This is a genomic window from Anabaena sp. FACHB-595, from assembly GCF_048568275.1.
Classification (GTDB): domain Bacteria; phylum Cyanobacteriota; class Cyanobacteriia; order Cyanobacteriales; family Nostocaceae; genus Trichormus.
In genome coordinates, this window is sequence record NZ_CP183473.1 from 5,594,396 (window position 1) to 5,607,862 (window position 13,467).

General features: G+C 42.0%; 14 protein-coding genes. 9 read left to right on the forward strand and 5 right to left on the reverse strand.

The genetic code is table 11. The features are described 5' to 3' along the window. Positions 1 to 199: 199 nt before the first annotated feature. The 3 genes from ACN222_RS23465 to ACN222_RS23475 all read left to right on the forward strand — a co-directional run bounded on the left by ACN222_RS23465 (position 200) and on the right by ACN222_RS23475 (position 3,526). Positions 200 to 1,825 carry an ArnT family glycosyltransferase gene (locus tag ACN222_RS23465; protein WP_010998822.1) on the forward strand — a complete coding sequence of 542 codons (1,626 nt, stop codon included), beginning with the start codon at positions 200 to 202 and terminating at the stop codon, positions 1,823 to 1,825. 96 nt (positions 1,826 to 1,921) lie between these two features. Next, complete coding sequence (locus ACN222_RS23470) at positions 1,922 to 2,389, forward strand: MarR family winged helix-turn-helix transcriptional regulator (RefSeq protein ID WP_010998823.1); 468 nt, start codon at positions 1,922 to 1,924, stop codon at positions 2,387 to 2,389. Between the two features lie 636 nt (positions 2,390 to 3,025). Next, the gene (locus ACN222_RS23475) at positions 3,026 to 3,526 is read left to right on the forward strand and encodes a sterol desaturase family protein (RefSeq protein WP_010998824.1); all 501 of its coding nucleotides are present in this window, start codon (positions 3,026 to 3,028) and stop codon (positions 3,524 to 3,526) included. A gap of 83 nt (positions 3,527 to 3,609) precedes the next feature. Here ACN222_RS23475 and ACN222_RS23480 read toward each other — a convergent pair whose 3' ends face one another. Then, the gene (locus ACN222_RS23480) at positions 3,610 to 4,071 is read right to left on the reverse strand and encodes a CYTH domain-containing protein (protein ID WP_010998825.1); all 462 of its coding nucleotides are present in this window, start codon (positions 4,069 to 4,071) and stop codon (positions 3,610 to 3,612) included. A gap of 257 nt (positions 4,072 to 4,328) precedes the next feature. On the opposite strand from ACN222_RS23480, the gene ACN222_RS23485 reads away from it, so the two are divergent. Further along, positions 4,329 to 4,628, forward strand: a complete 300-nt coding sequence (locus ACN222_RS23485) for a hypothetical protein (RefSeq protein WP_010998826.1) — start codon at positions 4,329 to 4,331, stop codon at positions 4,626 to 4,628. A 63-nt stretch (positions 4,629 to 4,691) separates the two neighbouring features. Next, positions 4,692 to 5,105 (forward strand): alternative ribosome rescue aminoacyl-tRNA hydrolase ArfB, encoded by a 414-nt coding sequence (gene arfB / locus ACN222_RS23490; protein WP_010998827.1) that lies wholly within the window; start codon positions 4,692 to 4,694, stop codon positions 5,103 to 5,105. A gap of 57 nt (positions 5,106 to 5,162) precedes the next feature. Here the strand turns inward: arfB and ACN222_RS23495 are convergent, their stop codons facing one another. The 3 genes from ACN222_RS23495 to lgt all read right to left on the reverse strand — a co-directional run bounded on the left by ACN222_RS23495 (position 5,163) and on the right by lgt (position 7,759). Then, positions 5,163 to 5,801: a PAP/fibrillin family protein gene (locus ACN222_RS23495; RefSeq protein WP_096637204.1), complete on the reverse strand. Its 639-nt coding sequence runs from the start codon at positions 5,799 to 5,801 to the stop codon at positions 5,163 to 5,165. Positions 5,802 to 5,870: 69 nt separating this feature from the next. Continuing rightward, positions 5,871 to 6,656: a precorrin-4 C(11)-methyltransferase gene (cobM, locus tag ACN222_RS23500; protein WP_010998829.1), complete on the reverse strand. Its 786-nt coding sequence runs from the start codon at positions 6,654 to 6,656 to the stop codon at positions 5,871 to 5,873. A gap of 251 nt (positions 6,657 to 6,907) precedes the next feature. Next, entirely contained in the window at positions 6,908 to 7,759 is an 852-nt protein-coding gene (gene lgt, locus ACN222_RS23505) for a prolipoprotein diacylglyceryl transferase (RefSeq protein WP_010998830.1), read from the reverse strand. A gap of 227 nt (positions 7,760 to 7,986) precedes the next feature. Between lgt and coaD the strand changes: the two genes are divergently transcribed. The 4 genes from coaD to ACN222_RS23525 all read left to right on the forward strand — a co-directional run bounded on the left by coaD (position 7,987) and on the right by ACN222_RS23525 (position 12,934). Next, positions 7,987 to 8,562, forward strand: coding sequence for a pantetheine-phosphate adenylyltransferase (coaD, locus tag ACN222_RS23510; protein ID WP_010998831.1), 576 nt, complete (start codon positions 7,987 to 7,989; stop codon positions 8,560 to 8,562). Beyond that, complete coding sequence (locus ACN222_RS23515) at positions 8,448 to 9,140, forward strand: DivIVA domain-containing protein (protein ID WP_190449749.1); 693 nt, start codon at positions 8,448 to 8,450, stop codon at positions 9,138 to 9,140. The genes coaD and ACN222_RS23515 overlap by 115 nt, the downstream gene beginning before the upstream one ends. Before the next feature lie 86 nt (positions 9,141 to 9,226). Beyond that, a complete protein-coding gene (locus tag ACN222_RS23520) occupies positions 9,227 to 11,071 on the forward strand; it encodes a helicase-associated domain-containing protein (RefSeq protein WP_044522304.1) in 1,845 nt (614 codons plus the stop codon). Positions 11,072 to 11,242: 171 nt separating this feature from the next. Next, complete coding sequence (locus ACN222_RS23525; protein WP_010998834.1) at positions 11,243 to 12,934, forward strand: DNA repair helicase XPB; 1,692 nt, start codon at positions 11,243 to 11,245, stop codon at positions 12,932 to 12,934. Here the strand turns inward: ACN222_RS23525 and ACN222_RS23530 are convergent. After that, a complete protein-coding gene (locus ACN222_RS23530) occupies positions 12,910 to 13,443 on the reverse strand; it encodes a pyridoxamine 5'-phosphate oxidase family protein (protein WP_010998835.1) in 534 nt (177 codons plus the stop codon). The two genes, ACN222_RS23525 and ACN222_RS23530, sit on opposite strands and share 25 nt — an antisense overlap. Positions 13,444 to 13,467: the final 24 nt, after the last annotated feature.

Sequence of the window (13,467 nt, forward strand, 5' to 3'; positions counted from 1 at the left end):
GTTAAGGTAAATCAACTCATACCAATTTGAAAAAAGAATGCGACAGTTATACAGTCCTAAACGCTTGTCATCTCTTGATTCTTAATTTTGTACTCCTGCGGAGAACCCTTACCCCTACGGGGAAGCAAGCTACGCGTAGCTTCTCCAAAGGAGAAGGGTATTTTGAATTTTGAATTTGTATCATTTACCCAGTGCGTTAATGTCGTATAAATCGCAGTCGTTGCCAAATATTTGGCGACAAATCAGTTTATCAGCAGCCTTTCCTTACATTAGTTTGCTGATTTGGACAGTTCCCTTATTACTTTTTAGTTCCGGGGAAAATAGTTTAATCGCTCATGACGAAGGGCTTTATGCTTGGCGATCGCGTCAAATATTGGACTCTGGTAATTGGGTGTCCGGTTGGGGTTCCATGCACCATAAAACCCCTGGGCCTTATTGGTTAATTGCTAGTTTCTACCAGTTATTTGGAGTCAATGAATTTAGTGTCAGACTACCTAGCATGATTTTTGGTGTTTTGTGCCTATTTCTTGTCTATGAAATTGGCAAGATTATGCTTGGTAAAACCTTAGCTTGGCTAAGTGCAGCAATTTTGAGTGTAGAATTTCTCTGGCTGCAATATAGCCGTTTAGGCAATCCTGATCTGCCGATGATTTTCTTGGTACTTTTAGCTATTTACTTACTTATTCAAGCAGAATTACATCCTCAATATAGAGATTATTTTAGTTTTATTGTTGGGTTAAGTTTGGGTTTAGGTTTCTTGATGAGAAGCTTTGTGATTTTTCTCCCGACTGTAGCTTTATTACCTTATTTAATAACAGAACATCGTCGTCATCGTCATTTGACTAACCCTTGGTTGTACTTGGGTGTAGTTATTGGTTTTATTCCCATATTGATTTGGTCATGGTTCAATTGGCAACGCGACGGCAATAATACTTTCACTCATCTAGTTAACTTTGTATTTCTTCTTGGCTCAGAAGAGCGTGATGGTAATGGGATATTATTTTATTTTTGGAATACCCTTTTAAAAGCTTTCCCCTGGCCATGTTTTAGTCTTTTAGGATTATTATTAATTATTCGTCGTCCTTGGCATCGTTATAATTTGATCCTGATTGGGTTTCCTATTGTATTATTGGCAGAACTCACCATTTTTTCTACTCGTTTATCTCACTACGCTTTGAGTCTTTATCCTTTCATCGCTTTACTAGCAGCTGTTGGTTTGGACTGGTTGGGTAAAGTGTATGAGATGGAATATACAAAAAGAAAATCCTTGTGGCGCAAGGGTAATATTCCTCAGATTCTCAGTTATACTTCTGGTGCATTAGGCATTTTATTTTTGTTAGCTGCTATAGCTAACTTCATCTGGGGCTTTGTCGATCGCAAGTATGCAGTTATTGCTTGGGTTGTAGGTTTAAGTTGGTTTATTGTGCCAGTAGTCTGGATTAGCCGCCATAAACATGGTTTGAAGTTTCTTTCCGCAGGCTATTGGATTGCAGGTTGGCTAATTCCTTGCTGGTTAGCTTTGGCCTTTGCTGGTGACTTTGGCTTACTAGGTGACTATAATCCGGATTTTCGCATTTTTTTCCAACAACCAGCGATCGCCTCTATCTTACAAAATCACCCCATCAACTTTGTACAAGTACACGATAAGAACTCTGTCTTGCTCAATTTTTACACTCCTGTTCATGGTCAAAAACTAGACACAATCGCTCAACTACCACCCTATAGCTATGCTTGGGTAGATAAAAATCACTCACCTGAAATATCCAGACCACACCGCCTCATTGGTGAAGTGCGGAACTATGAGTTGATTCAAGTAACCCCATAAGAGGAGACAGAGTGTAGAGGAAAAAGACCAATTACCATTGACTATTAACTCTTCACCCCCCTATAATAAATATTACGCACGCTAAGTAATTGTCTCATGATTGCCCAACCAGATCATTCACCAGCTTTAGATTCATGGCAGCAAAATCTGGCTCCCTACAATGTGGGCTATAGAATTAAATTACTTTCACAACTGCTTACCCGCAGGTTTACTGAAGTACTAGAACCCTTTGGACTGACTCCATTTCATTGGCTAGTTTTATGCTGTCTGTGGCAAGAAGATGGTTTACCTACTTCGAGTATTGGGGATAAACTCAAGCAAGTTGGAGGTACGCTGACAGGTGTACTAGACCGCATGGAAGAACGGGGCTTGGTGCGTCGAGAAAGGGATCTACACGATCGCCGAATTTGGCGGATTTGGTTGACAAATGCAGGTAGGGACTTAGAAACGGTTTTACCGCCACTGGCCGCAGAACTACGGGATGAGGCGATGCAAGGGATTTCTGATGCTGACCGTGAACTATTTTCTCAGCTTTTAAACCGGGCGATCGCTAACCTCTCTTAAATATTTCTTAGGACTTACCCATGAAAACGGAAAACCAAGGGTTTGGACAAAGATATAGAGGTGTAAATATTTAAAACTATTATACTCAGTCCCCACAGACAACCTCAGTGCGTAATTCCTATTTCTGTTCAAGAAATATCTCTAAATAACTTGCTCAATCAAGACATTAAGTAATCACAACTTTCACTATACAAAGTGAATTAAAATTATTTATTTTAGGCTGGATATAGCCACGTATGTAGATGTAATTTATTATACGGTTACTGAACTGTAGATTAAAAGAAGAACCTTAACCTAAATTTGTACGAACTTTAACTCATTCTTTGCTTATAGTATATGCCTTCATAAGAAAATTATAAGGTGTTTACCATAAAATACGGCAAATCTATCGGTGTTTAGATGTATCGATTCTATCTGCCCCAATCCAGAAGCCAAATAACAGGCTATCAACGGTTGCTGCTTCGTGTAATTAGGAGCGTAAATTCATGAAAATGCAGCTTTTACAATTACTTAAATGTTCAACAAAACAATCTGAAACTTACTCGCAGAAGCATTATTAAAGCTGTGTGTCTGCGTCAACAGCAATGATATTCACCTTCTTGGTGTGGTGTTTTTTACGGAACTTGAGGAGTACAAATGCTTGAGGCGATCGCTGTTGCTTGGCTATTGTTATTTTTTGGCGATTTCTTGTCTACATTTTTTTACCACGTACCTGAACACGTTTTTGGCAGTCTCCATTTAAAGACGCATCATTCATGGAAGAAAAACTTCCGTCACTACGCTATTTTAACGTCCAATACCCAAGTTCTTTTAGATGGTATTTTGGGAGCTTTGCCTTATTTAATAGTAGCAGTAGTTCTCTATCCTTTCTCTCCCATTGGCGTTATTTCTGGATTATTGTTAGGACAATTTCATGTATGGTGGAGACACGTAACAGCTTTAGGTTGGCAAACTCCAAAGTTGGTGAATATTTTATGTCAAATTCTGTTTATCACCACTCCTGAAAGACACTGGTTACATCATCAAAAAACTAACCTGGGTTTTGGTGATATCTTCACCGTCTTTGAGCAACCAGCACAAGTTTGGCTGCGTTGGTTAAGATTATTAAGAGTGCGTTTGCGTTACTCCCGTATCTAATGCTAAATATCCCTGACTTCTTCAAGAAGTCGGGGAGTCAATTTGGAATAACTTATTTTTTTGGTGTTACCTAATTACAGATATCACCATTGCGAAAAAGGGTGTTTAACTAAATAACTATTGAAATATCGGTTATCTCCAGTGACTTCTGTGCCAATCCAGTGAGGGATTTCAATCTGTTGTGCTTCATCGGTAAGTTCAACTTCTGCTAATATCAAGCCTTGATTGACTCCGGCAAACTCGTCTATTTCCCAAACTAAACCAGCTACCTCGATTTTATACCTGATTTTTTCGATAAAGGGGCGATCGCACAAAGTATCCAACATTTCCTGGGCATCTGCAAGAGGAATAAGATACTCAAACTCTGAACGGGAGAAATTGACTGTGGGGCCTTTAATAGTTAAATAACCTTGATTACCAACTACACGAATACGCACAGTAGCCCCCTGAGAAGGAATGTATCCTTGACGATATGCACTACCTTCAGCTAGCTGTCGCCAATCATCTCCGTTGACTAAAAATTTTCGCTCGATTTCTTGTGCCATTGTGCCTTGAGATTACTTATCGATGAGCTACTGTCTCGAACTGTTAACTCTGATTTTACGGGTATTTTGATGGTTTTCCCTGGCAAATTACCTTCCCGTCAACTGTTTTGCCATCGTCATAGATAGAAGATGAACTACCCCATCTAAGTTTAGGGCTTCTTTGGCAGCAAAAGGAATTAACCAACAACCACCCTAATAGGGTTTAATAAAAAAGCGTTCAACCCTAAGAATAGCCAATAGTGAGTTTTAATATTTGAATGAGTAAATTTTCTATCGATATTGATTTTAGCCATGTAGACTTATCTTCTTTGGAAACCGAGGAAGATTTGCGTATTGAAGCCAAAAAATTACTCCCTGCTGCACTTGTCCAGCATGGTGAAGCTGTAGCCCTGCAAACCTGGGAAGAAATGCAAAAAAACTTTTCTGGTAAATTGTCCCCAGCCGAGAAACGTAAATTTATTCAACAAACAGGGAAGAACTATCAACGCTCTGCCAGTAACCGAGAAAAACAAGAACTCGAAGACCATATAGTAGAGCAGCTACGCCAGCAAAAGTAATTTAGAGGCGATGGTCTTTGAGCAACCAAAGGCGATCGCCCCTTTAATGCTATACATAAAGTTATGCTGCAAATTTCCCAGAAAATCATCATCCCCGATAGCGAAATTGAAATTAGCGCCATTCGCTCCCAAGGCGCGGGAGGGCAAAATGTCAACAAAGTTTCCACTGCTATCCACCTACGCTTCAACATAGAAGCTTCATCCTTACCAACCTTCTATAAAGAGCAGCTTTTGAAGTTGAATGACCGACGCATTAACCAAGAGGGAGTCGTTGTCATCAAGGCTCAAGAACACCGTAGCCAGGAGCAAAACAAAGAAGAAGCTCTGCAACGCCTCAAAGAACTCATCAAAGGCGCGGTCATACTACCCCAACCACGCAAACCTACTAAACCAACTCGTGGTTCTCAAAAAAGACGACTTGACAGTAAAACTAAGCGAGCAGAGATTAAGTCGATGAGAAGGCAGGTTACCGATTAGAGGAAAAGTAGGGAGTGGAAAAATTACTGATGACTGTTGACGGTTGACTGATGATCGTTACTTACATAGTTCATCAGATTTTTGCAAAATAAACAAACTACCGTCGCCCCCGCGTCCAATTCTTAAGGTTTCGTCTAAGTAAGTAATGTCAAGGCTGGCAACTCTACCTTGAGGATTGTTCGCTGACACAACCTTAAATGGGTTGAGTTGGGGGGTATCAAAGCCAATAATCTTCTCGATGGATAGATAGCGTTTGTCAAAATATACGTTGATACGTTTGTCCGGTGCAGATGATTTATCATCTATCGCAGGCTCAAACCTAGCTGTAACTTTCACGTATCCTGATATTAATCCCAGAGAATGCTGCACAAAAGCTAAATTAAAAAACAATTTATTGGCAACATCGATCACTTGATAAACTTTACCTACCTTGAGTCCTAATGGCAGGGAATCCAAAGACCGGATTTCTCTGGCTGTGGAGTATTGAAGTTGCCAAGCACCCTCCAGCAAAGCAGTAGCATTCAACAGGGGCTGGGGATTGGGGTTGCAGCTTTCTAATTCCGTTGTTATCTGTTCGATTTCTGCGGCGATAGTTTTATCTAGCTTCACATTAGTAACAGGAGAGCCAGAAAGGTTAATTTGAATCTCCGCCAGTTTCGCTTGTAGTTTTTCTTTTAATGAAAATCGGTTAGTCAAGGCTTGAATATTTCCTTTTGAGAACTCATAGTTTTTAGGGACTTGCAGATAAAAAATTATTCTGAATTATCAGCTATCTCCAGCCGTGCGGAACAGATGACTATGCTCAGGATGATATAAGCGCGATCGCCCGGTGGTGTGTGATAATGCAGGACTAATCACATATAACGTGGTGCGAATCAGATTTTCTCGCTGAGTACAGTCTGCCATCTCCTGGAGAGGAACTACACGAATTTTTTCATCTGGCCATCCTATGCGAAAGCAAATAGCTACAGGTGTATCTGGGGGATAGTGTTCTAGTAGTTTAGCTTGAGCATTTTCTACATGGCGCGCACTCAGATATAAGCATAAACTAGCTTGATGTGCTGCGAGGCTGGCTAATTCTTCTGTATGTGGGACTTGTGTTCGTCCACTAATGCGCGTCAGAATGATTGTCTGGACTAAACCAGGAACAGTCAATTCTACCTTCAGTTTGGCGGCTGCGGCTTGGAAAACACTAATACCAGGAATAACTTCAAAAGGAATATTAGCTGCCGCCAGGAGCTGCATTTGCTCATTAATTGCGCTGTAGAGACTGGGATCACCTGAGTGGAGACGTACTACAGATTTTTGCGATCGCACCCTTGCGATCATCAAAGGTATAATCTCCTCCAAAGTTTTGTTCGCAGTCTGAATAATTTCTGCATCTTTGCGGCAAAACTGCAAAAGCTCTTCTGGTATTAACGAATCTGCGAATAAAATTACATCTGCTACTGACAGTAATTTTTGGGCTTTAATTGTCAGTAAATCTGGGTCTCCAGGCCCTGCGCCTACAATATACACGGCGGAAGCTAGGGAATTTACATGATTTTGCATACAAAGTTCTATATAAAATCTAAGTAATTATCAGTAGACATAAAAAAATCAAAAAATTTTTTGAGAATTTGCTCGGTATCTTTCCGGATTATCCCTCTAGCCATAGTAGAGAGTAATGGTAGATGCACCCTGGTTAAGCCCTAGAAATCATTCTGGGGCATTTTTTATTTTTGGTAATTGGTAATTAGGAAGGGATATAAATTCTCCCCCTACCCCTCTACCTCCCCTGCTCCCCCTGCCCCCTACAGCCTCTACTCCCCAGTATCTTTGGCAGAAGGAACAACGTCAGGTAAAGGACGTTTGCGAACGTACAACCAAGCTAATCCGGCTAATCCTAAAGCAATACCTGTCAGACTGACAACTTGTGCGATGCGTAGCGGCCCAAGCATTAAGCTATCTGTCCGTAGACCTTCAATCCATAAGCGTCCTAAGCTGTAAGTTGCTAGGTAAACCATGAATAATGTACCTACTTTTAAGCGTGGTTTGCCAGCTAAACTACGAAAGAATAAAGTAATTAACAAGGCAAAAACCATTAAGTCCCAAATGGATTCATAAAGGAACGTGGGGTGAAAGTACTCAAAACTGACTAAATCTGGCGGACGGCGTTCTATGGGAATGTATAGCTTCCAGGGTAAATTTGTAGGACGACCAAAAGCTTCTGAGTTGAAAAAATTACCCCAACGCCCGATCGCTTGCCCTAAAATAAGTGAAGGAGCCACCAAATCAGCTAATTGCCAAAACGGAACTCGCTTGAGCTTGGCAAAAATTAACGCTGCTAGAGTCCCGCCAATAATCGCTCCGTGAATCGCAATTCCCCCCTGCCAAATCGCAATAATCCGTTCTGGATGCTGGGCATACTCTGACCATTGAAACAAAACGTAATAAATCCGGGCTGCCGGAATCGCCCCAATCACCAGCCAAATTGACAAGTCGCTGAGTAAGTCAGGATTTACCTGTCGGCGCTTTGCCAAATATTGAGAAAGGCTAACACCAATTAGCACAGCCGTAGCAATCAATAAGCCATACCAGCGAATAGTGATTGGGCCTATTTCTACCAGAACCGGCCCTGGAGAAGTAAACAGAAACGCCAAAGGCAATGCCATGTAAAATTACCCAAATAAATATTATGAGTCCATAGTCAATAGTCCATAGTCAACAGTCCATAGTCAACAGTCCATAGTCAACAGTCCATAGTCAACAGTCCATAGTCAACAGTCCATAGTCAACAGTCCATAGTCAACAGTCTCCTTCTCCCCATTCCCCATTCCCCATTCCCCATTCCCCATTCCCCGGATATAATCACCTCAATAACATTGATACATCTAAGATTGTGATTGCTATTTATCCTGGTAGCTTTGATCCGATCACTTTAGGACACCTCGATATTATTCAGCGTGGTAGCCGTTTGTTTGATCTGGTGATTGTCGCCGTCTTGCGAAATCCGAGTAAAGTACCATTATTTAGCGTACAGGAACGCCTAGAACAGATTCGTAGAACCACTAAGCATTTACCAAACGTAGAAGCCGATGGTTTTGATGGTCTGACCGTTAATTATGCCCAACAGCGACAAGCACAGGTTTTATTACGGGGTTTACGGGCGATTTCTGATTTTGAGGTCGAGTTACAAATGGCCCATACTAATAAAACTCTTTCTACTCAAATTGAGACAGTTTTTTTAGCAACATCAAATGAGTATAGTTTTTTAAGTAGTAGTGTGGTAAAAGAGATTGCAAGATTTGGTGGTTCCGTCGATCATCTTGTCCCCCCACACATAGCTTTAGATATATACAAATGCTACAACCACAATTATCCAACGGCGAATCCAACTACAATGGAAATTACCCCCCCTCACCAGAATATGGCAACGGTAGCCCCCCAGGAGATACTCCAGGAACAGGAAACGTAGATATTCAGCAAGAACTCGATCGCCTAGAAGAAATTATTTTATCTAGCTTCCGCGTACCCTTAACGGGACGGACGCTGATAGATGAAGAAAAATTATTAGAACAGCTAGATTTTATTAGAGTTTCTTTACCATCGGTGTTTCAGGATGCAGCTGCAACCTTGGAACAAAAGCAAGAAATATTGCTAGAGGCGGAAGAATATGGACAGCAATTGGTCGATGCGGCTCAAGCTAAAAGGGCGCAAATCTTAGCTGAAAGCGATATTGTCAGACAGGCAAAACAAGAAGCTGACCAAATGCGCCGACAAGTGCAGCAAGAGTGTGAGGCAATGATGCAGGAAACCCTTGCAGAAATTGACCGCAAGCGGCGTGCTTGTCAGCAGGAGTTAGAAGAAATGCGACAAACTGCGATCGCTCAAGCTCAAGAAATCGAAAATGGTGCTGATGAATATGCTGATCATGTTCTGGAAGGGATCGAACAAGACCTAAAAGATATGTTACGAGTTATTACAAATGGCAGGCAACAACTAAGAAGTGATAGTCAAGCACAGCGTAATTCTCACTCTCAGAAAAAGAAGTAAACGCTGATACTTGAGTTACTGTAATATTTTTTTAGCCCCATCTTGTGTTCGGGGTACAAATTGTAGGCTATTTCCAACGCCTTATTATGCCTTATTATCAGGATCAGTTAAGCATCGCCACTGTTGAAGAAGCTCTGCAACAGTCATCAGTTGATGAGTTAAAAAAGTTAGCTGCTCTACTTAGTACAAATAATAAACCGACTCGCAAAGCTGAACTTGTGGCATTTATTCAACGCCATCTAATCGGAGAAAATCTGCGCCAATTGTGGCGGGAATTAGATCAGCTACAACAAGCAGCAGTCGCTGAAACCGTTCATAGTCCAGACGGTTTTTTTAATGCAACTCGTTTTTATGCTAAATATTTGGCAGAGCCTAACTGGGGGACATCTGATCAATACGGCTACAAGCGTCAACCATCGGTGTTGTGTTTATTTATCTACGGTAAGAAGATTATCCCCAAGGATTTGCAAACACGCCTGCAAGCATTTGTTAGCAAACCAAAAGAAGTTTCCGTAAGCAGCGTTGACAAGTGTCCGGAGTTTTTCCACATTACTTGGCGAGAATGGGACCATAAGACTGGTAAGCGGGTAGTTAAGGAAAAAGAAATTCCCATCCAGCAGTGTGAAATGGAAACTGCGGCGCAACAAGATTTATTAGCAGTGCTGCGGTTGATTAATGGGGGGAAAGTTTCCGTAAGTGATAAAACTGGATTCCCCAGCACAGCGAGTATGAATGCGATCGCCTCCGTATTAACCGATGGTGATTATTATAATGATGATGAAACAGTTAATGCAGAAGAAAAAATCGGTTTTATTAAACCCTTCGCTTGGGCGCTACTAGTACAAGCTGGTGGCTTGGCTGAACTCTCCAACAAGCGGCTAACATTAACCAAAGCTGGACAAAAAGCCCTTACAGCCCCCGCCGCCGATACCATCCGCACCATCTGGAAAAAGTGGTTGAAAAATAAGCTTTTAGACGAACTCCGGCGCATAGATAGCATCAAAGGGCAAACAGGCAAAGGTAAGCAAGGTTTAACCGCACCAGACAAGCGCCGCGAAGCCATAACACAAGCTTTAAAAGATTGTCCTGTAGGTTGTTGGATGACCACTGAAGAATTCTTTCGCTATATCCTCGCCAAAGGCTACGATTTTGAAGTGACTCGCAACCCTTGGAATTTATATATTAGCGAAGCCAATTACGGCAGCTTGGGCAATCTTGACGGTGACGATTGGGCAATTCTCCAAGGCAGATATACCCTATGTCTACTATTTGAATATGCTGCCACTTTGGGCATGATCAATATCGCTTACGTTCATCCTAGTGGCGTTCGTCCTGATTACGGCGATTTATGGGGGACAGATGATTTGTTCTTTTTTAGTCGTTATGACGGTTTAGCTGCTTTGCAACTAACACCCTTAGGTGCATACTGTCTGGGTGTTGATCATAATTACACTCCTCCCCCATTAGAGTTACGTTCTATATTCCGGGTGCTACCAAACTTAGAAATAGCTGCCACTGGAGAACCCTTAAAGCCGGTGGATACCCTGATGTTGGATGTTTATGCCCAAAAGATTTCTGATGCTGTGTGGCGCTTAGAAACAGCTAAGTTGTTGAGTGCAATGGAAGAAGGTTGTACTGTCACCCAATTAAAAGAATTTCTGCAAGCGCGGAGTGGTCACGAATTACCGGAGACTGTAAACCAATTTTTAGCTGATGTGGAGGCAAAAGGCAACAGTTTACGCGATCGCGGTCAAGCACGTCTGATTGAGTGTGCCGATACAGCCTTAGCTGTGTTAATTGCCAATGATTCTAGAACTAAAAAATTATGTTTCCTCGCTGGAGAAAAGCATTTAGTTGTCCCGACTGAATCAGAAACTAAATTCCGCAATGCTGTGAAAAAGTTAGGCTACAGCATTCCTTTAGGGGGTTAGGGTAGCCAAAGTGATTTATATAGCTGTTGACAGTTGACGGTTGACGGTTGACAGACTTGAAAGTCTCGTGTTGTCAGGGTTTGATCTTGACTTGATGTCCTAATCTATCTGGCTACGGCTATATTATCTACCATTTTTAATCATAAGCTTTACCTGAAGCTGACAAAATTCATGTCCTATAACCCAGAAAATTCATTGATAGTTCAAAGCGATCGCACCATACTACTAGAAGTGCATTCTCCCACAGCCGCTAAAGCCAGAGAAGCGATCGCTCCTTTCGCTGAACTAATCAAAAGTCCCGAACATATCCACACCTACCAAATTACACCCCTAAGTATTTGGAATGCACGGGCGGCGGGGATGCAGGTTGAGGCGATGGTAGCAGCTTTGCGTGACTATGCTAAATATCCCATACCAGAAGCGGTGGCACAGGAAATTTCCACCTTGGGGGAGAGGTATGGATTAACAGTGATTGAACGTGATGAAGATAGTTTACGCTTGCGGGTGAGCGATGTTGCCTTGGCAGAACTATTAGTGAGAGATAAACAAGTAGCGCCGTTACTAGGTAAACGACTTTCTGAGGTTTCTTTTCAAGTAGAAGCTGGTCTACGCGGTACGTTGAAACAGGCTTTGCTGGCTGTGGGTTATCCGGCGGAAGATATTGCCGGTTATGTGAGTGGGGATGCTTTATCTATCAAGTTGCGTGAGGAGACACGCACAGGTAAAAAATTTCTGCTGCGAGACTATCAACGTCAAGCAGCAGAAGCATTTTATCAGTCTGGAAGAGTACAAGGTGGGAGTGGTGTGATTGTGCTTCCCTGTGGTGCTGGTAAAACCATTGTCGGGATGAGTGCGATCGCTGCCGTCCAAGAGAATACACTTATACTAAGTACGAGTTTAACCTCTGTGAGGCAATGGCGACGAGAATTGTTAGATAAAACAGATTTACCAGAAGAGGCGATCGCTGAATACAGTGGAGAAGTAAAAAACACAGGGCCAATCACCCTCTCAACCTATCAAATTCTTACCTATCGTCCTAACCGCGAAGATGATTTTCCCCACTTTGACTTATTCAGCGCCCGTTCTTGGGGTTTAATTATCTATGACGAAGTTCACCTCTTACCCGCCCCAGTTTTTCGCATCACGGCTGAACTGCAAGCACGCAGACGCTTAGGGTTAACAGCCACCCTCATCCGTGAAGATGGTAGAGAAGGCGATGTCTTTGCTCTGATCGGCCCAAAACGTTACGATGTACCTTGGCGAGAACTAGAAACAGAAGGCTTTATTGCTACCGCCAGTTGTACAGAAATTCGTGTATCCCAAGACGCAGAAAGGCAAATGACCTACGCTCTTGCACCCAGACGCAACCAGTTTCGGGTGGCGGCGGAAAATCCCCACAAGGTACAAGTAGTTAAAGAGTTATTAGAGAAAGAGTCAGGACACCGCATCTTAATTATTGGTGAGTTTCTGGCTCAGTTAGAAACCCTTGCCAAAGTCACAGGACTACCCCTAATTACTGGCAAAACTCCTGAAAAAGAACGAGAACAGCTTTATCAAGCCTTTAGGGAGGGAAAACTAGGGGGATTAGTATTATCGAGAGTGGGTAACTTTGCCATTGATTTACCAGACGCAGACATCCTCATCCAAGTTTCAGGAAAATATGGTTCCCGCCAGGAAGAAGCGCAGCGTCTAGGTAGAGTACTGCGTCCTAAATCTGATGGTCGTCCCGCCCAATTTTATACTCTAGTATCTCTGCGTACCTGTGAAGAGGATTTTGCTCGTCATCGGCAGTTATTTTTAACAGAGCAAGGTTACAGTTATAATATTCAAATTGTGGATCAGTTTGAGAACAAATTGATCTGAATTTTGGTATCAACCAATTGATTATTAACTAATAATCGGCTACCTGTAATCCAAGTTTGTTGAGGTTGAAATTGATAAATTCTCCGGGGAGAATCGTCTAGATAATCCGCAGCCGTTTTGAGAAGTGGTTTTCTGGCACGATTTGCTAGCAGAGGAAAAGCTTTTTCGGCTTGGTTTTGGTCTAACTCACAAGCTATACCTTGAAAATACAACCCTTCTGGACTACCCTCTGGGAAACTAGAATTATAAATAGCGATCGCTACTCGTCCATCATTGTGATAAATATTTTGTGAATGCTTAGAGGTAATAGCTGAAGACCAGTAAATATTCCAACTGTCATCATAAGCAAAAAATACAGGCGACACCCAAGGAAAACCATCAACTGAGCAAGTGGATAGTGAGCAGTAAATATTATCGGCAATGATAGAATGCGCTTTACTTATAATTTCTATATTTTCGGCATCGATAGTATTCACCCATCCATTATCAGCAGTTGCGGTTTCCATCATTTCTATAACTGGGTTTTGTACAAT

What these genes read in the sequence shown, in the direction of transcription:
- ACN222_RS23465 (WP_010998822.1), top strand. Translation starts at nt 200, where the DNA reads ATGTCGTATAAATCGCAGTCGTTGCCAAATATTTGGCGACAAATCAGT.
- ACN222_RS23470 (WP_010998823.1), top strand. Translation starts at nt 1,922, where the DNA reads ATGATTGCCCAACCAGATCATTCACCAGCTTTAGATTCATGGCAGCAA.
- ACN222_RS23475 (WP_010998824.1), top strand. Translation starts at nt 3,026, where the DNA reads ATGCTTGAGGCGATCGCTGTTGCTTGGCTATTGTTATTTTTTGGCGAT.
- ACN222_RS23480 (WP_010998825.1), bottom strand. Translation starts at nt 4,071, where the DNA reads ATGGCACAAGAAATCGAGCGAAAATTTTTAGTCAACGGAGATGATTGG.
- ACN222_RS23485 (WP_010998826.1), top strand. Translation starts at nt 4,329, where the DNA reads ATGAGTAAATTTTCTATCGATATTGATTTTAGCCATGTAGACTTATCT.
- arfB (WP_010998827.1), top strand. Translation starts at nt 4,692, where the DNA reads ATGCTGCAAATTTCCCAGAAAATCATCATCCCCGATAGCGAAATTGAA.
- cobM (WP_010998829.1), bottom strand. Translation starts at nt 6,656, where the DNA reads ATGCAAAATCATGTAAATTCCCTAGCTTCCGCCGTGTATATTGTAGGC.
- lgt (WP_010998830.1), bottom strand. Translation starts at nt 7,759, where the DNA reads ATGGCATTGCCTTTGGCGTTTCTGTTTACTTCTCCAGGGCCGGTTCTG.
- ACN222_RS23515 (WP_190449749.1), top strand. Translation starts at nt 8,448, where the DNA reads ATGCTACAACCACAATTATCCAACGGCGAATCCAACTACAATGGAAAT.
- ACN222_RS23520 (WP_044522304.1), top strand. Translation starts at nt 9,227, where the DNA reads ATGCCTTATTATCAGGATCAGTTAAGCATCGCCACTGTTGAAGAAGCT.
- ACN222_RS23525 (WP_010998834.1), top strand. Translation starts at nt 11,243, where the DNA reads ATGTCCTATAACCCAGAAAATTCATTGATAGTTCAAAGCGATCGCACC.
- ACN222_RS23530 (WP_010998835.1), bottom strand. Translation starts at nt 13,443, where the DNA reads ATGATGGAAACCGCAACTGCTGATAATGGATGGGTGAATACTATCGAT.